The 22,842-nt window shown below is 62.8% G+C and carries 18 protein-coding genes and 1 pseudogene; 13 read left to right on the forward strand and 6 right to left on the reverse strand.

What is annotated here, in order from left to right; all coding sequences use genetic code 11:
* The first annotated feature begins 47 nt into the window (after window positions 1-47).
* On the forward strand, window positions 48-1,169 hold the full coding sequence (locus AC3WP7_RS13180) for an FAD-dependent oxidoreductase (RefSeq protein WP_102592378.1): 1,122 nt from the start codon (window positions 48-50) through the stop codon (window positions 1,167-1,169).
* On the opposite strand, the gene ggt is transcribed toward AC3WP7_RS13180, so the two are convergent.
* Window positions 1,163-2,887 (reverse strand): gamma-glutamyltransferase, encoded by a 1,725-nt coding sequence (gene ggt / locus AC3WP7_RS13185; protein ID WP_071488448.1) that lies wholly within the window; start codon window positions 2,885-2,887, stop codon window positions 1,163-1,165. The two genes, AC3WP7_RS13180 and ggt, sit on opposite strands and share 7 nt — an antisense overlap.
* A gap of 160 nt (window positions 2,888-3,047) precedes the next feature.
* On the opposite strand from ggt, the gene AC3WP7_RS13190 reads away from it, so the two are divergent.
* Entirely contained in the window at window positions 3,048-3,695 is a 648-nt protein-coding gene (locus tag AC3WP7_RS13190) for a TetR/AcrR family transcriptional regulator (RefSeq protein WP_092250217.1), read from the forward strand.
* A gap of 120 nt (window positions 3,696-3,815) precedes the next feature.
* Here the strand turns inward: AC3WP7_RS13190 and AC3WP7_RS13195 are convergent, their stop codons facing one another.
* The 4 genes from AC3WP7_RS13195 to AC3WP7_RS13210 all read right to left on the reverse strand — a co-directional run bounded on the left by AC3WP7_RS13195 (window position 3,816) and on the right by AC3WP7_RS13210 (window position 9,681).
* Window positions 3,816-7,349: a molybdopterin cofactor-binding domain-containing protein gene (locus AC3WP7_RS13195; protein WP_102592379.1), complete on the reverse strand. Its 3,534-nt coding sequence runs from the start codon at window positions 7,347-7,349 to the stop codon at window positions 3,816-3,818.
* The gene (locus AC3WP7_RS13200; protein WP_071488450.1) at window positions 7,349-7,831 is read right to left on the reverse strand and encodes a (2Fe-2S)-binding protein; all 483 of its coding nucleotides are present in this window, start codon (window positions 7,829-7,831) and stop codon (window positions 7,349-7,351) included. The genes AC3WP7_RS13195 and AC3WP7_RS13200 overlap by 1 nt, the downstream gene beginning before the upstream one ends.
* Window positions 7,832-8,005: 174 nt before the next feature.
* Complete coding sequence (locus AC3WP7_RS13205) at window positions 8,006-8,440, reverse strand: MarR family winged helix-turn-helix transcriptional regulator (protein WP_092250227.1); 435 nt, start codon at window positions 8,438-8,440, stop codon at window positions 8,006-8,008.
* Between the two features lie 188 nt (window positions 8,441-8,628).
* On the reverse strand, window positions 8,629-9,681 hold the full coding sequence (locus AC3WP7_RS13210; protein ID WP_093120930.1) for a 2,5-dihydroxypyridine 5,6-dioxygenase: 1,053 nt from the start codon (window positions 9,679-9,681) through the stop codon (window positions 8,629-8,631).
* 307 nt (window positions 9,682-9,988) lie between these two features.
* On the opposite strand from AC3WP7_RS13210, the gene AC3WP7_RS13215 reads away from it, so the two are divergent.
* The 6 genes and pseudogenes from AC3WP7_RS13215 to AC3WP7_RS13240 all read left to right on the forward strand — a co-directional run.
* On the forward strand, window positions 9,989-11,122 hold the full coding sequence (locus tag AC3WP7_RS13215; RefSeq protein ID WP_092250233.1) for an FAD-dependent monooxygenase: 1,134 nt from the start codon (window positions 9,989-9,991) through the stop codon (window positions 11,120-11,122).
* Window positions 11,119-11,916 carry an alpha/beta fold hydrolase gene (locus AC3WP7_RS13220; RefSeq protein ID WP_102592380.1) on the forward strand — a complete coding sequence of 266 codons (798 nt, stop codon included), beginning with the start codon at window positions 11,119-11,121 and terminating at the stop codon, window positions 11,914-11,916. Before AC3WP7_RS13215 ends, AC3WP7_RS13220 begins: the two co-directional genes overlap by 4 nt.
* A gap of 14 nt (window positions 11,917-11,930) precedes the next feature.
* Window positions 11,931-12,683, forward strand: coding sequence for a maleate cis-trans isomerase family protein (locus AC3WP7_RS13225; protein WP_016977977.1), 753 nt, complete (start codon window positions 11,931-11,933; stop codon window positions 12,681-12,683).
* Window positions 12,684-12,853: 170 nt separating this feature from the next.
* Window positions 12,854-13,486, forward strand: coding sequence for an N-carbamoylsarcosine amidohydrolase (locus AC3WP7_RS13230; RefSeq protein WP_058426134.1), 633 nt, complete (start codon window positions 12,854-12,856; stop codon window positions 13,484-13,486).
* 161 nt (window positions 13,487-13,647) lie between these two features.
* Window positions 13,648-14,958 (forward strand): MFS transporter, encoded by a 1,311-nt coding sequence (locus AC3WP7_RS13235; RefSeq protein ID WP_071489532.1) that lies wholly within the window; start codon window positions 13,648-13,650, stop codon window positions 14,956-14,958.
* Between the two features lie 31 nt (window positions 14,959-14,989).
* Window positions 14,990-15,103 (forward strand): annotated as a pseudogene (locus AC3WP7_RS13240) (nucleoside hydrolase); the annotation flags it as partial.
* Between the two features lie 70 nt (window positions 15,104-15,173).
* Here the strand turns inward: AC3WP7_RS13240 and pdxR are convergent.
* Complete coding sequence (gene pdxR / locus AC3WP7_RS13245) at window positions 15,174-16,550, reverse strand: MocR-like pyridoxine biosynthesis transcription factor PdxR (RefSeq protein WP_102592381.1); 1,377 nt, start codon at window positions 16,548-16,550, stop codon at window positions 15,174-15,176.
* Between the two features lie 131 nt (window positions 16,551-16,681).
* Here pdxR and AC3WP7_RS13250 point away from each other — a divergent pair, with 131 nt between their 5' ends.
* The 5 genes from AC3WP7_RS13250 (at window position 16,682) to AC3WP7_RS13270 (ending at window position 22,830) form a co-directional block, all read left to right on the forward strand.
* Entirely contained in the window at window positions 16,682-17,158 is a 477-nt protein-coding gene (locus AC3WP7_RS13250) for a carboxymuconolactone decarboxylase family protein (RefSeq protein ID WP_093120927.1), read from the forward strand.
* Entirely contained in the window at window positions 17,151-17,591 is a 441-nt protein-coding gene (locus AC3WP7_RS13255) for a GNAT family N-acetyltransferase (RefSeq protein WP_093513185.1), read from the forward strand. The genes AC3WP7_RS13250 and AC3WP7_RS13255 overlap by 8 nt, the downstream gene beginning before the upstream one ends.
* Complete coding sequence (locus tag AC3WP7_RS13260) at window positions 17,588-18,181, forward strand: FMN-dependent NADH-azoreductase (RefSeq protein ID WP_102592382.1); 594 nt, start codon at window positions 17,588-17,590, stop codon at window positions 18,179-18,181. The genes AC3WP7_RS13255 and AC3WP7_RS13260 overlap by 4 nt, the downstream gene beginning before the upstream one ends.
* Before the next feature lie 59 nt (window positions 18,182-18,240).
* Window positions 18,241-19,392: a MalY/PatB family protein gene (locus tag AC3WP7_RS13265; RefSeq protein ID WP_102592383.1), complete on the forward strand. Its 1,152-nt coding sequence runs from the start codon at window positions 18,241-18,243 to the stop codon at window positions 19,390-19,392.
* Between the two features lie 87 nt (window positions 19,393-19,479).
* Window positions 19,480-22,830, forward strand: a complete 3,351-nt coding sequence (locus AC3WP7_RS13270; protein ID WP_102592384.1) for a hypothetical protein — start codon at window positions 19,480-19,482, stop codon at window positions 22,828-22,830.
* Window positions 22,831-22,842: the final 12 nt, after the last annotated feature.

The following is a 22,842-nucleotide window of genomic DNA, read 5'->3' on the forward strand; positions in this document are numbered from 1 at the left end:
ATGAACAAAATGTATAGGATCCTATAAACATCGCCAAGGACAATTTCATGAATACGTCATTGCGCATCGCCATCGTCGGCGCCGGCCCCGGCGGGTTGACCTTGGCGCGAATCCTTTACCGCCATGGCGTCCACGCCAGCGTATTTGAACGTGAACGCAGCCCGCTGGAGCGCCCACAAGGTGGCACGCTGGACCTGCATGCCGAATCCGGCCAACTCGCCTTGCAGCGTGCCGGCCTGGAGGAGGCATTCAAACGCATCGCCCGTTACGAAGACCAAGGCTCGCGCTTGATGGATCAGCACGGTCGCTTGCTGTTCGAAGCCCCCAACCCGGACGCAGGCGACCGCCCTGAAGTCGACCGTACCGCCTTGCGCCAGGCGCTGCTGGACTCACTGCCGCCAGACTGTGTGAGCTGGGGTGTCAGCGTCACCGACGTTCGCCCGACCGGTGATGAACGTTGGACACTGCATCAAGGCGCCCTCACCCACGGCCCCTTCGACCTGGTGGTGGGTGCCGACGGCGCCTGGTCGAAAATACGCTCGCTGCTGTCGACCTATCAGCCGCAATACAGCGGGTTGACCTTCATCGAGTTCGGCATCGACGATGCAGACCGTCAGCACCCGCACCTCGCCGCACTGGTCGGCCGAGGCACCCTGCAGGTTGCCGGCGAAGCCAGGGCGATCATCGTGCAGCGCAACGCCAACGCGCATTTGCGCGGCTATGCGATCTTTCGCGTGCCATCAGACTGGGGCGCCGATCACCTCAGCCTGCCCGCACTGAAAGCCCAGTTCCATGGCTGGCACCCGCAGGTATTGGCATTGTTTGATGCGGCGAACGAGACGGTACTGGCGAGACCGATCCACGCCCTGCCCGTCGGCCATCGCTGGTGCCACCGCCAGGGGTTGACGCTGATCGGCGATGCGGCCCATCTGATGTCGCCGTTTGGCGGCGAAGGGGTGAACGCGGCGATGCTGGATGCGGCCGAACTGGCGCAGCACCTGCTGGAGACACCCGACTGCTCATCAGCAGTGCAGGCCTATGAAAACCACATGTTCGAACGAGTGATACCGGCGGCCCAGGGCAGCGCCGAAGCCGCCGCCATCCAGTTATCCCACGACAGCCTGGCGCTGTCCCTGGCCCACCTGCATCACCACCTCACGCCTCAGTAGCCCAACGACAGCCCCGTATTGCGACGCGGGTCATTCGCCCCATAGAAGCGGTTGTTACCCACCGGCTTGCCATCCAGGGACGGCGCGCCCACTAGGATCGCCGCCAGGTGGTTGGCATCCTGCGGACCGGCAAACTTGTGGCCCCAGCTTTCGAGGATCTTCTGGGTATCCGGACTCACTGCAAACCGCTCGAGGTTGGTGGTTTCCGGCATCCACTGCTGGTGGAAACGCGGTGCGTCCACGGCTTCCTGGATGTTCATCTTGTAGTCGATGACATTCAGGATGGTCAGCAAGGTCGCCGTGATGATGCGACTGCCACCCGGCGTACCGACCACCATCACCGCCTTGCCATCCTTGGTCACGATGGTCGGGCTCATCGACGACAGCGGCGCCTTGCCCGGTGCGATGGCGTTGGCTTCACCCTGGACCAGGCCGTACATGTTCGGCACGCCGACCTTGACGGTGAAGTCGTCCATTTCATCGTTGAGGATCACCCCGGTCTTGCTCGCCATTACCCCCGCACCGAACCAGTCGTTGAGGGTGTAAGTGACCGACACCGCGTTGCCCCACTTGTCGACGATGGAGTAGTGAGTGGTGTTGTTGCCTTCATGGGGCGACACGCCCGGCTTGATCGCCTGGGAATCGCCAGCTTTTTGCGGTTCGATGGCGTCACGCAGTTTGGCCGCGTAGTTTTTGTCCAGCAGGTGCTCGATCGGGTTCTTCACGAAGTCCGGGTCGCCGAGGTAGCTGTTGCGGTCCACGTAGGCGTGGCGCATGGCTTCGATCTGGTAGTGCAGGCCCTGGGCCGAGTGATAGCCCAGGTCGGCCATCGGGTAGCCTTCGAGAATGTTCATGATCTGGCAGATCACTACGCCACCCGAGCTTGGAGGCGGTGCCGAGACCACGTGGTAGCCACGGTAGTCGCACTCGATGGGTGCCAGTTCGCGGGTCTTGTACTTGTCGAGGTCCGCCTGGGTGATGATGCCCTTGCCGGCCTGGCTGGAATCCACCAGCGCCTTGGCCACCCAGCCTTTATAGAAACCATCGCTGCCCTTGGCCGAGATTTCCTTGAGGGTCTTGGCCAGGTCTTTCTGCACCAGCTTCTGGCCGACCTGCATCGGCTGGCCGTTGTGCAGGAAGATTGCGCGCATGTCCTTGTCTTTTTCGAATTCGCCGGTGGCGGTGTGCAGCAGGTCGATATCGCCCTGCTCCAGGGCAAAGCCGTTTTCCGCCAGCTTGATCGCCGGGGCGATGACCTGGGCGCGCTTGAGGGTGCCGTATTTGCTCAGCGCCAGTTCCATGCCCGACACGGTGCCGGGGACGCCGACGGCCAGGTGGCCCTTGGCGCTGAGGCCGTCGATGACGTTGCCGTCCTTGTCCAGGTACATGTCGGCGGTCGCCGCCAACGGGGCTTTTTCGCGGAAGTCGAGGAAGGTCTTGCGCCCGTCCGCCAGTTGCACGGTCATGAAACCGCCGCCGCCCAGGTTACCCGCCGCCGGGTACACCACCGCCAGCGCATAGCCTACGGCGACGGCAGCGTCGACCGCATTACCGCCGGCCTTGAGCACGTCTACCCCCACATGAGTGGCCAAATGCTGGGCCGTTACCACCATGCCGTTTTCACCGGCCACCGGGGCCTGGGAAGCGGCTTGCACACCACTGACGGTCAACACCAGGGCGGTGGCAATCAAGGTACGGCTGAAAGGTTGGTATTTCATCCATGGCTACTCTAGTTATTGAGACGCACCAAAATAGCCCGTTGCGGATTTAATCCCCAGCGCAATGGCGTTTTTATTACAGAACTTGTCGGTCATGGAACGGACGTGAAAAAGCCCATGCTATATTTCGCGCCCTGACTGTCCTGCAAGGCGCTCTGACATGGTGATCAAGAAGACCGGCATTCGCGCCCAACAGGCCGACCAGACCCGCGCGCGCATCCTCCAGGCGGCGGTCAAGGTGTTCACCCGTGACGGTTATTCCGGCGGGCGCGTCGACAGCATTTCCAAGGAAGCCGACTCCAACGACCGCATGCTTTATTACTATTTCGGCAGCAAGGAACACCTGTTCGTCTGCGTGCTGGAACACATCTATGAGCAGTTCAACCAAGCCGAAAGCAAGCTCAAGCTGGACCTGGACGCACCGGAGCAGGCCCTGCGCGACCTGGTGGCGTTTATCTGGAATTACTACGTCAAGCACCCGGAATTCGTGGCGATCCTGAGCATCGAGAACCTGCACCAGGGCAAGCATGCCCAGCAATCCGGCGAGATGCGCAGGTTGTCGGGGGAAGCCGTGGGCGTCTTGAAGCCGATCATCGAAGCCGGCCAGGCCCAGGGCGTGTTTCGCCAGGATGTCGACCTCAAGCACGTGTACTTGATGATCGCCTCGCTCTGCTACTTCTATAACTCCAACCGGCATACCCTCAGCTCATTCCTCGGTGAAGACCTGGCGAACAAAGGGCAGCAGCAGGATTGGCTGGGGTTTATCAGCGACTTAGTGGTACGCGGCGTCACCCCGACCTCCCTGTAAGAACCGAATCCAACTGTGGGAGAGGGCTTGCCCGCGATAGCGGTGGGTCAGCTAAACATAGGCTGGCTGATGCACCGCCATCGGGGGCAAGCCCCCTCCCACATTTTTTACCCCATTGCGTCAATGGGTGCCGGGGTTGGCGCGCAGATGCGCCACCTTCTGCTCCAACCCCTTCCACTGCGGCGCATTCGGCGCAAATTGCCCGCGCAGATACGCCGCCAGATCCGCCACCTGGCTGTTCGACAGACTGTCCTTGAATCCCGGCATATACCCCAGGTCCTTGGTCGCCGGGTGGCTGATGCCTTGCAGAATCACCTTGATCAAGTTATCCGGCTGGTCGCTGTGCACATTGGTATTGGTCGCCAGCGACGGGCTTACCCCAAACAGCTTCGGCCCCAGCCCCTCGGCATGGCAGGCCTTGCATGAACCTTCAAATACGCGTCGGCCATTGGGATTCGGCACGCTGACGGCGGCCGCCACCTGGGCCTCGCCTGCGGCTTCGCCATTGAGCGACGCCAGGTACACCGCCATGGCGCGGATATCCGCCTTGGGCAGCTTGGACAATTCACTCACCACCGGTCCCATCGGACCTGCGGCCACGCCATGGGCGTCGGAATAGCCGGTACTCAGGTAGGTGAACAACTGGTCTTCGGTCCATGGCGTCGGCGCCTTGGACAGGCCGGTCAGTGCCGGTGCTTCCCAGCCATCGACCATGCCCCCGGCCAGGAACACCTTGCCGCCCTTCTCCGCTCCCATCACATTGCGAGGGGAATGACAGGCCGCACAATGCCCCAGGCCATTGACCAGGTAGTTGCCACGATTCCATTGCTCGCCACGCTCCGGCTGCGGAGTGATTTCGCCACGTCGCAGGTTCAGTGCATTCCACCCCGCCATCAACGGCCTGATGTTGAACGGAAAGCCCATGGCATTCGGCGTCGGCGCCTGGCTCACCGGCGCCTGGGACATCAGGTAGGCGTACAGCGCCTGCATGTCCGCATCGTTGATATTACGGAACGCCGTGTAGGGAAACGCCGGGTATAGGTTGCGCCCGTCGCGGCCGATACCGTCGCGCATCGCACGCTCGAACGCCGGGTACGACCAGGCACCGATGCCGGTCTCCACGTCCGGGGTGATATTGCTGCTGTACAGCGTGCCGAAGGGGGTTTGCATCGCCAGCCCACCGGCATTGGTCGCGCCGCCCGGCGCCGTATGGCACACCGCGCAATCGCCGACTGCCGCGAGCAAGCGACCGCGCTCCAGGGTGGCCTTGGACCAGGTGCCGGCGCTGGGCTGCGCAATCGGGGCGATTTCATTGTGGAACGGCCAGGCCGTCGCCAGCACCGCGCCCAGGGTGGCGAACAGCGCGCCGAACCACCATTTGCGCCGTTTCTCCGGCGACTTGGCCGCCTCGCCCAGGGTGCCGGCATTCAGCGCCGCCAACACCCGCTCCGGGGTGATCGGCAACTCGCGAAAACGAATGCCGGTGGCGTCGTAGATCGCATTGGCAATCGCCGCCGCGCTGGGCACCGATGCCGACTCACCGGCGCCCAGGGGCGGCTGGTCCTGGCGCGGCATCATCATCACGTCAATCTGCGGCACTTCAGGGAAGGTCAGGATCGGGTAACCGCCCCACTCCTTGCTCGCCACCGTCGATTCTTCAAAGGTCACGCGCTCTTTCAGCACACGGCTGGTGGACTGGATCACATTGCCGTGGATCTGATGCTGCACCCCGGCCGGGTTGATCATCATCCCCGAGTCATGGCCGATCACCACGCGGGTCACCGACACATCGCCGGTCTGCTTGTCGATGGCCACGTCCGCCACCCACGCCGCCCACGCCGCGCCGAAACCGGGGAACTTGCTGTGGATGTAGCGCGCGTAGGCAAAGCCCCGGCCACGCAGCAGGTGGTCCTCATTGGCGGTCTGCATCGGCGCGGTGCGCGGGGCCCAATTGGCGCGCTCGGCGGTGGATTTGACCAGGTCGATGGCGCGTTCGTCCTTGAGGTAGCGCAGGCGATACTCCACCGGGTCGACACCAGCGGCGAAGGCCAGTTCATCGATATAGGATTCGTGGGCAAAGGTGTTGGGCAACGCCGACACGCCGCGCATCCACGAGGCGCGCACAATGGGCGCCATGTCGTTGATGCTCACGCGCATGTTGTCGATGTCGTAGGGCGGGATCGAGGTGCGGTCGCCCATCTCGAACATCGCCGCCACCGGTTCCACGCGGCCGGTCAGCAACAACGCCAGGGTTGGCGCGCCGTTGGAGGGGTAGCTGGTTTCAAAGTCGTAGGCGGCAATGCTGCCATCGGCGTTCAGGCCGCCATCCACATCCATCAACTGCGCAGTGCCCTTGGGCTCCCACAGGTGTTCCTGTTCACGGCTCAATTGCACGCGTACCGGTTTGCCGACTGCACGGGACAGCAACAAGGCATCGGCACACACATCATCCGCACAATTGCGCCCATAACAGCCGGCGGCTTCCATGCGGATCACATCGATCAACGCCTCATCACACTCCAGCAGCCACGCCAGGTCGGCGCGCAGCAGATGCGGATTCTGGCTGCCCGACCACACCCGGCTGCCGGCCGGCGAGTAATCCGCCACGCCACAGGAGGGGCCGATCGAGCCGTGCATCTGGTATGGCCACAGGTAACTGCGCGGCATGCGCTGGCTGGCACCCGCCAGGGCTTCATCGACATTGCCCTGGTCAAGCACGGTGCGGCGCACGCGAGGGTTGTCGCGGATGGCCTGCTCGACATCACGCATGTCCGGCAAGGCGTTGTTCCAGGGTTTCCAGTGCACCTGCAAGGCGCTGGCGGCCTTGATCGCCTGCTCCTCACGCAACGCGACCACGCCGACAAAATCGCGGATGACCACCACCGCAACAATGCCGGGAATATGGGCGATGGACGACTCATCCACGCTCAACAGGCTGTTGCCGACAAAATCGCCGCAATCCAGCCCCGCATACGGTGGGCGGATCACCCGGCCATGGAGCATGCCCGGTACGCGCATGTCGTGCACGTAAGTCAGCTCACCGGTGGCCTTACCGGGGATATCCACCCGTGCGGCGCCCTTGCCCACCAAGCGATAGTCCTCAGTGGCCTTTAGCGGCGCGTCGCCGCTGATGCGCAGTTGGTCGTGCTGGCCGCTGACCAGTTCGCTATAGGTGGTGGTGCGCCCATCCGGCGCTTGAATAACGCCAGCATCCACTTTCAGGCTGGCTGTACTCACACCCCAGCGCCCCGCTGCCCGCGCCAACAGAAAACGCCGGGCTTCGGCGGCCGCGTTGCGCAGGGGGATTGCTGATATCTGCAACGTAGCGCTGGCAATCGTCGCGCCCTGGTTGGGCACGCGCTCGGTATCCCCAAGCACCATCTGCACCTGGTCCATCGCCAGGTCCAGTTCCTCGGCCACGATCTGCGCCAGCGACGTACGGATGCCGGTGCCCAGGTCCACATGGCCGTTGAACGCATACACCAGGCCGTCATCGTTGACCGCAATAAACAGCCCAAGCTCCTTGGGCTTGACCGTGGGCGTGCCACCCTTGGCCACCGGCCCCGAGGGCGGCAGCACATCATCGACGATCAACAGGACACCGGCCTTGGCCAGCCATTGGTCACGGGAAAGCGGAATGTTCGGCATGGTCATCACTCCACGGTCATCAGGCGGGCCGCACGCAGCACGGCGCGCAGGATTTCGATATGGGTGCCGCAGCGGCAGAGGTTGCCCGACAGCTCGTTGCGCACCTGGGCTTCGCTGGGGTTGGGGTTACGGTCGAGCAAGGCCTTGGCGGTCATGATCATGCCGTTGAGGCAGTAGCCACATTGCGCGGCCTGCTCGTCGATAAAGGCTTGTTGCACCGGGTGCGGCGCCTGGCGCGTGCCCAGGCCTTCGAGGGTGACAATCTCGCGGCCCACGGTCCCCGACAACGGAAACACGCAGGCGCGCGCCGCCACCCCATCGATGATCACGGTGCAGGCACCGCACTCCCCCAGGCCACAGCCATATTTGGGACCATTGAGTTCCAGGTCATTGCGCAGCACCAGCAACAGCGGCGTGTCCGCCATGGCGCTGACTTCGTGTGTTTGCCCGTTGACCTCAAGCGCTACTGTGATGTGCTGGCTGATCATGTGCTTCGCCCGTAACAGTTGATGAAGTACCCACTACATGAAACAGTCAAAAAAAAGCGTCGCGGACCTGGGGCCTCGCGACACACTTGACTGGTGAAGTGATTACTACACGAACTTAGAGCAAGATCGGTGCCAGAGGATGTTGTGGTGAGGGGGGGGGCGCGCCCACCCCAATCAGTCCTGGGGATCGTCAATCATCTTGCGCAGCAGGAACAGCACCGCCACCCGTTCGGCGGGGTTGAGATTGCTCATGGTCAATTCACTGATCTGCGCGGCACGGGGCGTGGTCTGGGCGACCAGTTCGGCGCCTGCCGGGGACAGGTCCACCACCACCTTGCGCTTGTCCTGCGGGTCCGGTTCCAGGCTGATCAGTGCCTTGGCCTTGAGCCGCTCGACGATCCCACGGATGGTCGCCTGGTCCACCGCAGTCGCCTTGACCAACTCGGTCAGCGAACTTGCACCGTGATCGCGCAGTGCGCACAGGGTCACGAACTGCACGGCGGTGAGCTGGGAGTCGCCGACATTCTGCTGAAAGATCGCCAGGTGGCGCTGGTAGGCCTTGCGCAGCAGGTGGCCAACTTGTTCAGAAAAGACGTAGGAATCAGGCACGGCTTGGCTCGGTGGATGGCTGGCGATGGGGAAGCATGATGGCTTCGTTGTTGGATGCACTCAAGTTTCTCATGCTCGAATGTAGTCTACATGTGGGAGGGGGCTTGCCCCCGATGGCGGTGTATCAGCGAGCTAATTTCCAGCTGCTCCTCCGCCATCGGGGGCAAGCCCCCTCCCACACGGGTTAATCAGCGGGCCAGGGAGCCTGCTGGCGCAACCACATCCCCTGCAATCACGACGGCCTCATCATCCAGGTACACATCGCAATTGCGCAGCGGAATGTCCATATGGCACGGCGTCTTGCGTGTCCCGCCGACTTCGGTGTTCGGCCCGGTGGAGAACAGGAAATTGCCATAGAACGCCCGCGCATCCATGCACATGCCGTCGTTCTTGTCGTGCAGGCCCATGGCGGTCCACTGCGCCCGTGGCTGCAGGCCCCAGCCGATATGGGAGATGCCGTACACCTCGGGGTCGTTGAAGTACTTCATGTAGTCACGCAGGTACTCGGCCTCGAACCCCCCGTGGATCTTCGTGATGAAGCCCTTCTCGATCTCCAGGGTGATCTTCTCGCGGGTGTAGGTCTTGAAGGGCAGCAGGATGTCGCCGATGTCCAGCACCAGCACGCCCTCGGCGGTTTCTTCGTTGGGCCAGGAAAACAGGAAACCGCTGGGCCAGTGGTCCCAGCGCCCCGGTTCATCGGCAAAGCCGTATTCGGTCACGCAGGGGTATTGCCCCAGGGCGGCACGGAAGTCACTGCCGGCGCGGGATTTGACATGGATCGAACGCGCCTTCTTCAACAACTGCTCGGCCGCCAGCACACGCACCTTGTCCTCTTCGGTGGGCAGCATGCGCGCCAGCACTTCCGGAGGTTCCACGGCCAGCAGGATGCGCGTGCCGGTCTTGAGGATCTGCTCCTGCTCCGGCGAGTGCAGCAGCATCATGGTGTCGACGATCAGATCCGCCGCCTCCAGGGCGCGCTGGGCGGCGATATTACCGGTGAGCGCGGTGTCGCCGCAGTAGGCGGTCATGTCGTTGCCCATGGCCTTGGGATGGTTGAACGATGGCAACTCCACCGCATACACCTTGGCCCCCAGGCGCTGCGCGGCGTCCATCGCGGCGCGCACGGTGCGCGGGTCGGAATAATGGCTCTTGAGCACGGCGACGCTCTGGGTCGGGTCGACCCTGGACAGCTTCAACACGTGCTCGAACATCTGGGTCAATTCGCAATCGCTTACCGGCATTTTCCTGTCTCCTGTGGGCCCGCACCAAGTTCAGGCACTGCGCTTCACTCTAGTGCACTTTTATAGCGTATACGCCATTTAATAACGATAAGACCCGAATTACGAACAGACTGCAAGCGGCGCGCCACAACGTTACCTATCGGAACAACTCCAATGTTAATTGGCTACATGTCGTTACACAGGAGCCGTACGGCCAGAAAATAAATTTTCAGAGACAGGCTTCCCATTTCAAAAAATGAGCGTATACACTTTAAAAACCTTGCGGACAGACGCCGCCGAAAATCACAAAGACAGAGGAATACGCCCCATGGGAAGCACGCAAAAAATCGCCATCGTCGGCGCAGGCCTGGGCGGTGCCGCCGCTGCCACCCTGTTGCAGCAAGCCGGCTTCGACGTGGATGTATATGAGCAGGCGTCGGAGTTTTCCCGATTGGGCGCGGGGATCCACATGGGCCCCAATATCATGAAAATCTTTCGCCGCATGGGCATCGAAAAGCAGTTGGACCTGATGGGCTCGCACCCCGAGCACTGGTTCAGCCGCTGCGGCGAAACCGGCGACTACCTCTCGCGCATCCCGCTCACCGGCTACGGCGCGTCCTACATCACGGTGCACCGTGGCGACCTGCATGCGCTGCAAATGTCCACCCTCAAGCCCGGCACCCTGCACTTCAACAAGCGCCTGGAAAGCCTCGAGGAAACCGACACCCAGGTGCGCCTGACCTTCGCCGACGGCCAAGTGACCTACGCCGACATCGTGATCGGCGCCGACGGCATCAATTCCAAGATCCGCGAAGAACTGCTGGGCGTGGAAAAACCGCTGTACAGCGGCTGGGTCGCACACCGCGCACTGATCCGTGGCGACCAACTCGCCAAGTACGACTTGAAGTTCGAAGACTGCATCAAGTGGTGGACCGAGGACCGCCACATGATGGTCTACTACACCACCGGCAAACGCGACGAGTACTACTACGTGACCGGCGTACCCCACGCCGAATGGGACTTCCAGGGCGCGTTCGTCGACAGCAGCCGCGAAGAGATGTTCGACGCCTTCAAGGGCTACCACCCCACTGTGCAAGCCTTGATCGAATCCACCGACAGCGTGACCAAATGGCCGCTGCGCAACCGCAACCCACTGCCGCTGTGGAGCCGTGGTCGCCTGGTATTGCTCGGCGACGCCTGTCACCCGATGAAACCGCATATGGCCCAGGGCGCCGGCATGGCCATCGAAGACGCCGCCATGCTCACCCGCTGCCTGCAGGAAACCGGCATCAGCGACTACCGCACCGCCTTCGAGCTGTACGAAGCCAACCGCAAGGAACGTGCCTCCCGGGTGCAGGCAGTGTCCAACGCCAACACCTGGCTGCGCACCCAGGAAGACCCGGCCTGGGTCTACGGCTATGACCTGTACGCCCAGGAACTGAAATCGGGGGTGGCCGCGTGAGCACCTTCCTCTACGGTGGCAACGTGCAGGCCAACGGCATTCGCCAGCATTACTTGCGTTACGGCGGCAAAGGCCCGGCGTTGATCCTGATCCCGGGCATCACCAGCCCGGCGATCACCTGGGGGTTCGTCGCGGAGCGCCTGGGCGCACAGTTCGACACCTATGTGCTGGACGTGCGCGGTCGCGGGCTGTCCTCCACCGGCCCCGAACTCGACTACAGCGCGGACACCTGCGCCGACGACATCGGTGCCTTTGCCGATGCGCTGAACCTGGACAGCTACCACCTGATGGGCCATTCCATGGGCGCCCGTTTTGCCTTGCGCAGTGCGGTCAAACATCCGCAGGGCGTGAAGCGCGTGGTGCTGATCGACCCGCCGGTGTCTGGCCCGGGTCGGCGTGAGTACCCGAGCAAACTGCCGTGGTACGTGGATTCGATCCGCCAATCCCTGGTCGGCATGGATGTCGAGGCGATGCGCGCCTTCTGTGCCACCTGGACCGACGAACAACTGCAACTGCGTGCCGAATGGCTGCACACCTGTTTTGAGCCCGCCATCGTGCGCGCCTTCAATGATTTCCACACCGTGGATTTCCACCAGGACCTGCCCCACCTCAAGGCCCCTGCCCTGTTGATGGTGGCCGGTCGCGGCGGGGTGATCCTCGATGAGGACATTGCCGAAATCCAGGGCCTGCAACCGCGCATCCAGGTCGCCCGCGTACCCAACGCCGGGCACATGATTCCGTGGGATGACTTCGACGGTTTCTTCCACGCCCTCGGCGACTTCCTCACACAATAAAAACGGAGACCACCATGCAGAAGCCTTACCGCATCGGCCAGATCGTGCCGAGTTCCAACACCACCATGGAAACCGAAATCCCGGCGATGCTCACCGCGCGCCAGGCGATCCGTCCCGAGCGTTTTACCTTTCACTCCAGCCGCATGCGCATGAAGCAGGTGCGCAAGGAAGAACTGGCGGCCATGGACGGTGAGTCCGACCGTTGCGCCGTCGAGTTGTCCGACGCCAAGGTAGACGTGCTGGGTTATGCGTGCCTGGTGGCGATCATGGCCATGGGGCTGGGGTATCACCGCAACTCCGAACAACGCCTGCGCAAGGCCACTGCCGACAACGATGCCAACGCCCCGGTCATCACCAGCGCCGGCGCCTTGATCGAAGGCCTGAAAGTCATGGGCGCCAAGCGCATCGCGATTGTTGCACCGTACATGAAGCCGTTGACCGAACTGGTGGTGAACTACATCCGCGAAGAAGGCTTTGATGTGGTGGACTGGCGCGCCCTGGAGATCCCCGACAACCTCGAAGTGGCCCGCCACGACCCGGCCAACCTGCCGGCCATCGTCGCCGGCATGAACCTGGAAGGTGTCGACGTGATCGTGCTGTCCGCCTGCGTGCAGATGCAGTCGCTGCCGGTGGTGGCCAAGGTCGAGGCGCAAACCGGCAAGCCGGTGCTCACCGCCGCTATCGCCACCACCTACGCCATGCTCAAGGCCCTGGACCTGGAGCCCATCGTACCCGGCGCGGGAGCCCTGCTCTCCGGCGCCTATTAATGTGTGGCGAGCGGGCTTCTGTGGCAAGCGGGCAAGTTGTGGCGAGCGGGCTTGCCCCGCGTTGGGCTGCGAAGCGGCCCAAAAAAAAGCGGGAGCGCTACGCACTCCAACGCGGGACAAGCCCGCTCGCCACAAGGTAAGTGCACTGTCCAGAATGAGGGGGTTAAACGATGAGCGAACAATCCGCCGACGCCAATTACCAGGGCGTATGGGGCAACCGCATCGGCTTTGGCAAAAAGGCCGCGCTGTTGATGATCGATTTCATGCAAGGCTATACCACCGAAGGCGCGCCGCTGTTCGCGCCGGGTGTGGTCACAGCCGTGGCTGAAAGCGTGGAGCTGCTGGCCAGCGCGCGCCAGCACGGGATTGCAGTCGTCCACACCAATATCCGCTACCATCCCGGCCATTTCCTGGATGGAGGCATATGGGTCAAGAAGGCCCCGGTGATGAAAGACATGGTCGAAGGCAACCCACTGGCCGCGTTCTGCGCCGAGGTACTGCCCCAGGCCGATGAAGTGGTGATCACCAAACAGTACGCCAGTGCGTTTTTCGGCAGCAGCCTGGCGCCGATGCTGCATGCACAGGGCATCGACACCGTGGTACTGGCCGGGTGTTCCACCAGCGGCTGCATCCGCGCCACGGCGGTGGATGCAGTGCAACACGGGTTTCGCACCATCGTCGTGCGCGAATGCGTCGGCGACCGGCACCCAGCCCCCCATGAAGCCAATCTGTTCGATATCGACAGCAAGTATGGCGACGTGGTGAGCAAGCAGGAGGCAATGCGCAAATTCAGGGAGCAATAAACGGTACCGAGAATCGCGCCATAGAGTGCGGTCTCGCCTAAAACTGGGGTACACGCCCCAGTCTTCTGACACTGCCTTTGGACGTCGCTTCTACAGCACTCCGAAGTGCTGGAACAAAAGCGGCTGTATAAAAACCATAAGTCACCGCCAGGAGACACCCCATGCCCATTGCGAATGCAGCGCCGGCGACCACGGTCGCCGATCCCGTCAACACGCTTTACCACAAGATCACCTGGAAACTGATTCCGTTCCTGTGCTTCTGTTATCTGGCCGCCTATCTGGACCGGATCAATATCGGTTTCGCCAAATTGCAGATGCTCGACCAGTTGCAGTTCAGCGAAACCGCGTTCGGCCTCGGTGCCGGCCTGTTCTTTGTCGGCTACATCATCTTTGAAGTGCCAAGCAACCTGGTGCTGGAACGGGTCGGCGCGAAGATCTGGATCGCGCGCATCATGATCACCTGGGGCCTGCTCTCGGCCTGCACCATGCTGGTCACCTCCACCACCCAGTTCTACATCCTGCGCTTTCTGCTCGGCGCGGCCGAAGCGGGCTTTCTGCCGGGCGTGCTGTACTACCTGACCACCTGGTTCCCCACCCACCGACGTGGGCGCATCATCGCGCTGTTCATGATTGGCCTGCCGCTGTCCAGCGTGATCGGCGGCCCGCTGTCCGGCTGGATCATGGGTCACTTCGACCACATCGGCGGTCTGCGCGGCTGGCAGTGGCTGTTCCTGATCGAGGCGGTGCCCAGCGTATTGCTCGGCGTGCTGACCTTCTGGGCGCTGCCCAACACCTACCAGCAAGCCAAATGGCTGTCGGACGAGGAAAAGGCCCTGCTGGAAACCGAACTGCACAAGGACGACGCCGATGGCACCGCCAGCAAGCACAGTTTCCGCGACGGGTTCTTCAACCTCAAGGTGTGGATGCTCGGCGGTATCGACTTCTCGATCCTGCTCAGCGCCTACGCCATGGGTTTCTGGATGCCGACGTTCATCCGCAACGCCGGGGTCACCGACACCTTCCATATCGGTGTGCTCACCGCCTTGCCGAGCGTCGCCGCCCTGCTCGGCATGCTGTTGATCGGCGCCAGTTCCGACAAACACCGCGAACGCCGCTGGCACATCATCGTGCCGTTCTTCATCGGCGCGGCGGCGATGGCCACCAGCACCTTCTTCACCCATAACGTAGCGGCCACCGTGGCGCTGTTCGCGATTGCCTCGGCGGCGATCATCGGCGCGGTGCCGGTGTTTTTCAGCCTGCCGGCGACGTTCCTCAAAGGCACCGCGGCGGCCACCGGCTTTGCCCTGGCCTGTTCGGTGGCGAATATTGCCGGTCTGGTGAGCAACTCGTTGATGGGCGTTGCGATTGACGTCACAGGCAGCAGCGCGGGTGCCTTGTGGTTTTTCGCCGGCTGCCTGATTCTCAGCAGCTTCCTGGTCATCGCCTTGCCGGCGAAACTGGTGAACCGCTGATAACCCCAATTATTCCGGATGAACCACCATGCAAGGCTTCTTGATAGGCACGCAGAAGGCCAAGGTGGTGTTCGGTGTCGACCAGAAGAAATTCCGGGATGGCTACGTCAACCTCGTGACCCTGCCGACGCCGGTCAAGCACTGACCGGCCGGGCGCTCTCACCTTGCGTGGGAGCGCATTCTTTTTCAGTTGCTCAGCGTTGAGTACATATCCGTTATTGGTCAACGGTTATGCACTTATCAATCACCTCACGCAAAACCACTACAATCCCCACCGCATCCGACATAGAAGCCACATTGGTAAACCCCATCAACACCCCCTGCCCCCGCCCAGTCTCAAGCGTCCAGGAAGACAGTGCCTGCACCGCCAACCCCGCTCTACCAGCGGCCTCAGCCACGACAAGGTCCGGCACATCCACCACCAACCGCGCCAGCAAATTAATCCCCCCCGCCTGCTCATCCACCCGCAGATACCCCGCACAATGCACGCGCAACGCCTCCACCAGATACGCCCTGCGCTGCGCATACAACAGGCGCATCTTCTTCAAATGCCGGGTGAAATGCCCCTGCTCGAGAAAATCCGCCGCAGTCAATTGCAACAACTGCGCCCCACGCTGCTGCAACGCCTCGGCCGCACGCTCAAACGCCGACACCAACGACACAGGCACCACCAGATACCCCAAGCGCAACCCCGGGAACAGCATCTTGCTGAAACTTCCGGCATAGATCACTCGGTCATCCGTATCCTGGCTCTTGAGCGCCGCCAACGGCTGCCCGCGATAGCGAAATTCACTGTCATAGTCATCCTCTACCACCCAACTGCCCTGCTCTCGCGCCCATTCCAGCAAGGCCTGCCGCCGCAGCGGGCTCAACGCCACACCCAAGGGGCTCTGATGCGCCGGGGTGACTATCGCCAGTCGCGCCCCACGCCCCCGTGCAATGCCCTGCGCGACATCCAGCCCATCGCGATCCACCGGCACCGGCACCAGTTCCACACCGCGATGCCTCAACAACTGCCGCGCATGCAAGTACCCGGGGTCTTCGAACCAGCAGCGCTGCCCCGCCATCGCCAGCGTTTCGCAGACCAGGGTGAGGCCGCCCGCATACCCGGCACACACAAACACCTGCTGGGGCGTGCACTCCACGCCGCGATACAACGCCAGGTAGCTGGCAATCGCCACACGCAGCGCCTGGGTGCCGCGCACGTCGCCCATCGCCAGGCTGTCCGCATCGGTGCGGCGCACTTGCTGGGTCACCAGGCGTGCCCACAATTTGCGGGGGAACGCATCCAGGGCGGGCAGGCCCATTTGCAACGGCCGAGGGCCTGAAGTCACCGGCAGCGCAACCGGCATGGGTTTCACCGACACCTGCGGCAGCGCCTCGGCAATCACGGTCCCCGCTTGCCCGCGCGCCTCGAAGAAACCTTCGCTGACCAGCAGTTGATACGCCGCCTCCACCGTGCCCCGGGCCACCTTGAGCTCCTGGGCCAGCGCCCGCACCGAGGGCACGCGCTCGCCGGCGCGCAATTGGCCCTGGTCGATGGCCTGGCGAAAACGCCGGTAGATTTCCTGGTATTTGGGCAGTGACGACATCGCAAGTGGCTCGGCGGGAAGACAGGCCGAAGTCTGATCATGTCCCAACCCACTTGTCCAATCATGTCCCTGTCAGGCCACCTGGCCAGCCACGAAAATGGCGCATCTCTTCACCGCAATAAGGATCGCCCATGAAACACCGTCTCGACTACGCCCTGGCCGCCCCCGCCGGTTATAAAGCCCTGGGCTCGGTGCACAGCTATATCCACGGCTGCGGCCTGGAAAAAGAACTGATCGACCTGGTGTACCTGCGGGTCTCGCAACTCAACGGCTGCGCCTATTGCCTGGACAGCCATTCCCGCGACCTGCTCAAGCTGGGCGTAAGCCTGGAAAAAATCATGCTGCTGGCCGCCTGGCGCGAGGGTCTGCCGCTGTACACCCCGCGTGAGCAGGCCGCCCTGGCCTGGGCCGAAGTGGTGACGCCGGTCGCGCAAACCCAGGTGCCGGATGCGGATTACGCACAGGTCGCGGCGGTGTTCAGCGACAAGGAACTCGCCGACCTGACCCTGGCCATCGGCTTGATGAACGCCCTCAATCGTGTCGCCATCAGCTTTCGCAAAGTGCCGGCGGCAATCAAGGCTCACCTGGAGAACCACGGCCATGAATGAACACGTCGAGTTCGTCCAGATGGAAACCGAGGCCGATTGCGTCGCCAGCTTTGCAGTGATGCAGCAGCTGCGCCCGCACCTCACCGACGCCAAGGCGTTCGCCGAGCAAGTCCAGCGCCAACGGCAAAACGGCTATCGCCTGCTCGCCGCGCGGGAACACGGCCAGGTGATCGGCCTGGCCGGCTACCGGTTGACCGAAAACACCCTGTATGGCCGCTTTATCTACATCGATGACCTGGTGGTAGACGCCACGTTGCAGCGGCGCCGCCTCGGTGAACGACTGCTTGACCACGTGCGTGACGCAACCCGCGCCCACGGCTATCGCTGGCTGGTGCTGGACACCGGCATGCACATGGCCCTGGCCCAACGTTTCTATTTCCGCCAGGGTCTGTTGCCCCTGGGCATGCACTTTTCCCAGGACCTCAGCCAATGACTCGCGCCCTGCTCCTCGGTTTCAGCCCCCACGGTAAAGCCGCGCAGACCTTCAAACTGGCCCGTGCCCTGCTGCGCGACCTGGTGCCGGACGCCGAGGTGACCGAGCGTGACTATGGCGGCCAGACGCTGCCGCCGCTGACCCGTGAATATGCCAACGCACTCACCACAGCGGGGGGCTTGAGCGGCAAGGCGACGGCACTCTCGGAACAGTTGATCGTGGAACTGGAAGCCTGCGACCTGCTGATCCTGTGCACCCCGGTGCACAATTTCACCGTGCCGGCGGCGCTCAAGGCCTGGATCGACCACGTGGTGCGCATCCAGCGCAGCTTTACGGTGAATGCGCAATTGGCCAAGGTCGGCTTGCTGGAGGACCGGCGCACCTTTGTGCTGGTCAGCTCGGGTAACGCCCGCAAAGGCCATGAACCGGACTTCCTTACCCCGTACATGACCGCGATCCTGGCGACGGTGGGTATTGAGTCGGTAGATTTTGTGTACCTGCCGGCCATGGTGCGCGGTGAAGAAGCGGTCAATCGCGCGCTGGAACAAGCGCACCGGCAACTGTCGCTCGCAATCAGCTCTGGCCTATAAAAATAATGGCGCTAGAATCAGCGCCATTCCTGCGCCTGACGCCCTGATACGAGCCCCCCATGAGCTTTGATTTCGACACGATCCACCCCCGCCTCGGTACCGGCAGCACCAAGTGGAACCGCTACCCGCAAGACGTTTTGCCGATGTGGATCGCCGACATGGACATCGCCGCCCCACCCGCCGTGCTGAAGGCCCTGCACGCACGCCTCGACCAACAGGTGCTGGGCTACAGCGTCGCGGGGCCGGAAGTGCGCGAGGCGATCATTGCCGACCTGTGGAACAAGTACGCCTGGCGCGTGCAGCCGGATGAGCTGCTGTTTTTGCCGGGTGTGGAGCCGGGTTTCAATATGGCGCTGCATGCATTTGTAGAGCCCGGCCAGCCGGTGGTGCTGCAAACCCCCAACTACCGGCCGATCCGCCTGGCGCCGGGGCACTGGAACCTGCCGCGCATCGAAGTGCCGTTCGAGTTGGTCAACGGCGAATACCTCACGCCACTGCCAGCAATGCGCCAGGCACTGACCGGCGCCGGCGCGCTGTTGTTGAGCAACCCGCACAACCCCATGGGCAAAGTCTTCCCTCGCGATGAACTGCTGGCCGTGGCCAATGCCTGCCTGGAACAGGGTGCGCTGATCATCTCCGACGAAATCCACGCCGAGTTGTGCTTCGACGGTCGCCGCCATATCCCCACCGCCAGCCTCAGCCCCGAGATCGCCCAGCGCACCATCACGCTGATGTCGGCGAGCAAGGCCTATAACGTCGCCGGCCTGAAGACCTGCTTTGCCGTGGTGCAGAACGCCGAGATCCGCGAGCATTTCAACCAGGCCCGGTGCGGCATGGTCGACAGCGTCAGCCCCCTGGGCCTGGAAGCCACCCGCGCCGCCTACAGCGAATGCGCCGACTGGCTCGATGCCTTGGTGCAGTACCTGCAAGCCAACCGCGACTACCTGCTCGACGCCGTGCAGACCCGCCTGCCCGGCGTGGTCATGCATGCGCCGCAAGGCACCTTCCTGGCCTGGCTGGATTGCAGCGCGTTGGGCCTGGATGACCCGCAGCAGTTCTTCCTGGAACAGGCCAAGGTTGGCTTGAGCGCAGGGATCGAATTCGGTGACGACAGCCAGCAATTCGTGCGCCTTAACTTCGGCTGCCCACGGGCGATGCTGGAGGAAGGCTTGCAGCGCATGGAGCGCGCCCTGCGTCACCGCCAGGCCTAATTCACAATTTTTCGCAACGCGTGCCGAACGCCTGCTGTTACTGTTTTTGCCGATACGCCCCACCGGTAACAGCAGGAGTTTCATGGCATGACGACCCAGCCCCTCGATCGCTCGTCCGACCCCAAAGTCCTCCCCCGCACGCCGCCCAAGTACGGCGCGCAGTTCCATGCGTTGCTCAAGCAAAGCGCCAACAACAAGAAGGTCGAGGTCCAGGACAAGACACCATCGGGGCTGGAGGCCAGTAAAAAAGACGGCTATGAGCTGGCCGCCAAGGAAGCTACGCCGCCAGAGACGTTGGCCGACTACAAGGCCATCGGCCCGCCCGATGAAGTCGGCCCCGGCTTGATCCGTTATGAAACCCAGGACGGCAAGAAAGTCATCGTCAGCGAACAGGACAGCCCCGAGCTGTTCAAGCAGGTCAGCCAGGATTTCAAGGCACTGACCGGTGTGGTCGCCAGCCAGAATGCCGGCTACCAGAGCCTCGGCGCCGACGGCACTGCGCCGGGCAAACTCGCCGATTACAAATCCCTCGGCCCACCGGATGAAACCGGACCGGGTGTGATCCGCTACGAGACCCAGGACGGCACCAAGGTCGTCATCAGCCAGCGTGACAACCCCGAAGCCTTCCAGAAAGCCAAGGACGCCTATGCCAGCTTTACCGGCCTGTCCAGCAGTGAAGACGCCGGGTACAAGCGCGCCAGCGACAATGAAGTGTGGCCGCCCTACGCGGGCACCACGGTGGGCCCTGTGGATGAAGTCGGCCCGGGCCTGATCCGCTTTGAAAGCAACGGCCAGAAAATGGTGGTGGCCCGCGACGACAACCCCAAGCTGTTCGACTACCTGGCAGGCCTGCACGCGGTCTACACCGACCCCGGCAAGAAAGCCGTGGTGGAAGGCGAACTGAACAACGGCGCGGTACTGGCCGATGCCAACACCCCGTTGCCGGGCCTGAACGACTACAAGAACTTCAGTTGGAACAACGACCAGAAAGACCACATCCTCACCTACGAGCTGCATGACGGCACCAAGGTGGTGGTGTCGTCCGACGTCAGCCCCGAGCTGTTCAAGAGCGTCGCCACCGCCAATGACACCTGGGCCAAGATCCACACCAGCGAGGGCGAAGGCTACAAGCTGGCCGGGCCGAATGACTTCCTGAAAAACACCGATATCACCTTCGGCTCCCCGGATGAACTGGGCGACGGCCTGATCCGCTATGAAACCAGCGAAGGCAAGGTGATCGTCTCCAAGGAGCTCAGCCCGCAGCTCTACGACGACGTGGCGGCCAAGTGGGAAGCCTGGAGCGCCAGCTCGGTGGACGACACCCGCGCCAAGCACAACCTGCCCAAGGCCGACGACCTGGATGTGCTGAACCTGGACACCGGCGTGCACGCCGATGAAAAGGACGATAAATCGCCGACCCTCAGCGTCAGCGAGCTGGCCACCACGCAACTGATCGACACCTACCGCGAAGGCGTGAAGAACGGCTCGATCCCCAAGGACGACCCGCGTGCGAAGCTGGTCCGGGCCCTCGAAGCGCAAGCCGCGTACCAGAACGGCCATGGCATCACCGGCTACGAAGAAGCCAAGCGCCCATTCGGCACGACCTGGCGCGAGTTCGATGACAAGCAGACCGAGCTGACCTCGGCCGACATGCACGACATCATCGACGGCAAGGCCGTGCAGAAGCAGATCGGCGAACTGTTCAACGACCCCACCGTGCAGGCCGACTATAAGTCGAAGATGGACGAGGCGATCAACAAGCTGCCGAACAAGGACGAGATCAAGCAGAAGCTGCTCGACCTCACCTCCAACCCGGACTACGTGCTGTACCTCAAGGACCTGCAAAGCCAGGGCAAGACCTACGAGGCGCAGAAAGACCTCAGCGACACCCTGACGTCGCTGTCGCTGTTCGACCCGGCGGCCGCCAGCAAAGCCGCGCAGAACATCCAGGCGGACGGCTTGACCACCGACCTGAATGCCATTCTGTCGGACCCGAGCAAAATCTCTGACGAGAACAAGGAACTGGCGACCAAGGACCTGTTCGGCCTGCTCAAAGGCGTGCTCAAGGGCAACGTGCTGGACTTGCCGCGCCGCACCCAGGAAACCCTGGAGAAATTCCTCAACGAAGGCCTGCAAGGCAAGGAAAAATCCGCCGCCGTCACCAAGGCCCTGGAAGAGCTGGGCGCCGTGTACCAGAAAAACGGCGTGATCAGCGAAGCCGACCTGAAAACCGCCCTGAGCAAACCCTACATTCCGGTGGCTGATCGCGGCATGCTCGGCGAGGTGTTCAACACCCTCAACAGCAAAGGCATCCTCGGTTCACTGGGCGCCGGTGTGAGCCTGTTTTCCGGGATTTACCAACTGGTGGGCAAAGGCGGCAAGCTCGGCGAAACCCCAGCGCAACGCATGACCATCGCCAAGGACTTCCTGAGTTTTGCCGGCGGCTCCAGCCACTTTGTGCGCCTGGGCGACAAGATCGGCGAGAGCCTGGGCAAAGGCGGCCTGGTGGATTTCCTCGGGCTGGACAAGACTCTGCCGGAGATCTGGGGCAAGACCGGCATGCAGGAGCCGAACTTCGAATTCCGCGTCAGCGAACTGCCCTCGGATGTCAAAGCCAAGATCGCCACGGCCCTCGATGCGGTGCCGGACAGCCAGTACGACGGCATCGCCAAGATGTTCGGCGAAGGCGACAAGGCCGTCACCGAAGCCACCGAAGGCCTGGCCACCCACCTGGACGACGGCCTGGCCGCTGCGGGCGCGGCCAAGCTCGGCGCGTCCAAATCGGCGAAGATCGCCGGTTCCGTGATCAAGGTGCTGGGCCCGGCCACGGACATTGCCGGCGGTTTTGCCGACATCGTACTGGGCGCACTGGCGATCAAGAGCGGCGTGAAGGACAAAGACCCCTTGGCCCAGGCGGCCGGCGGCCTGCAAGTGGCCGGCGGTGCGTTCGGTGCATCGGCCGGGGTACTGGGGGCTGCGGCGCTGTTTGGCGCGGGCACGGCGGCGGCGTTGACCGGGCCGTTGTTCCTGGTGGGTGTGGTGCTGGCGGTGGTCGGCGGGATCATCGGCTACTTTGTCGACCACAACAAAAAGCAGAAGGCCACCGAGAAGGAAAACGACTGGTACCGCGACCTGGCGGGCGACGGTCTGTTGCAGGACAACTGGGCCGACAAGGTCGAATACGCCCACTACGAAATCCACCATTACGGTGGCCGTGACGCGCCGACCGACGACAGCATCTTCCGCTTCCAGCAATCGGAGTGGGAACACTTCGACCAGACGCCACAAAAAGGCGGCTCGTCGAGCAACCGCCTGGATGGCGGCTTGCACAAGGGCTACAAGGACCCGAACGAGAAACCCAAGAGCCTGCCGACGGATGCGCCGCCGGAGAGACCGCAGCCGCATCCACCGGGTGGCAGTGGACCGAAGATCGCTTGAGTCATGCCAGCC

The organism is Pseudomonas sp. FW305-3-2-15-C-LB1 (genome assembly GCF_058787615.1).

Excerpts from the sequence above, each read along its gene's own strand:
- AC3WP7_RS13180 (WP_102592378.1), top strand. The coding sequence starts at position 48 with ATGAATACGTCATTGCGCATCGCCATCGTCGGCGCCGGCCCCGGCGGG.
- ggt (WP_071488448.1), bottom strand. The coding sequence starts at position 2,887 with ATGAAATACCAACCTTTCAGCCGTACCTTGATTGCCACCGCCCTGGTG.
- AC3WP7_RS13190 (WP_092250217.1), top strand. The coding sequence starts at position 3,048 with ATGGTGATCAAGAAGACCGGCATTCGCGCCCAACAGGCCGACCAGACC.
- AC3WP7_RS13195 (WP_102592379.1), bottom strand. The coding sequence starts at position 7,349 with ATGACCATGCCGAACATTCCGCTTTCCCGTGACCAATGGCTGGCCAAG.
- AC3WP7_RS13200 (WP_071488450.1), bottom strand. The coding sequence starts at position 7,831 with ATGATCAGCCAGCACATCACAGTAGCGCTTGAGGTCAACGGGCAAACA.
- AC3WP7_RS13210 (WP_093120930.1), bottom strand. The coding sequence starts at position 9,681 with ATGCCGGTAAGCGATTGCGAATTGACCCAGATGTTCGAGCACGTGTTG.
- AC3WP7_RS13215 (WP_092250233.1), top strand. The coding sequence starts at position 9,989 with ATGGGAAGCACGCAAAAAATCGCCATCGTCGGCGCAGGCCTGGGCGGT.
- AC3WP7_RS13225 (WP_016977977.1), top strand. The coding sequence starts at position 11,931 with ATGCAGAAGCCTTACCGCATCGGCCAGATCGTGCCGAGTTCCAACACC.
- AC3WP7_RS13230 (WP_058426134.1), top strand. The coding sequence starts at position 12,854 with ATGAGCGAACAATCCGCCGACGCCAATTACCAGGGCGTATGGGGCAAC.
- AC3WP7_RS13235 (WP_071489532.1), top strand. The coding sequence starts at position 13,648 with ATGCCCATTGCGAATGCAGCGCCGGCGACCACGGTCGCCGATCCCGTC.
- pdxR (WP_102592381.1), bottom strand. The coding sequence starts at position 16,550 with ATGTCGTCACTGCCCAAATACCAGGAAATCTACCGGCGTTTTCGCCAG.
- AC3WP7_RS13250 (WP_093120927.1), top strand. The coding sequence starts at position 16,682 with ATGAAACACCGTCTCGACTACGCCCTGGCCGCCCCCGCCGGTTATAAA.
- AC3WP7_RS13255 (WP_093513185.1), top strand. The coding sequence starts at position 17,151 with ATGAATGAACACGTCGAGTTCGTCCAGATGGAAACCGAGGCCGATTGC.
- AC3WP7_RS13260 (WP_102592382.1), top strand. The coding sequence starts at position 17,588 with ATGACTCGCGCCCTGCTCCTCGGTTTCAGCCCCCACGGTAAAGCCGCG.
- AC3WP7_RS13265 (WP_102592383.1), top strand. The coding sequence starts at position 18,241 with ATGAGCTTTGATTTCGACACGATCCACCCCCGCCTCGGTACCGGCAGC.
- AC3WP7_RS13270 (WP_102592384.1), top strand. The coding sequence starts at position 19,480 with ATGACGACCCAGCCCCTCGATCGCTCGTCCGACCCCAAAGTCCTCCCC.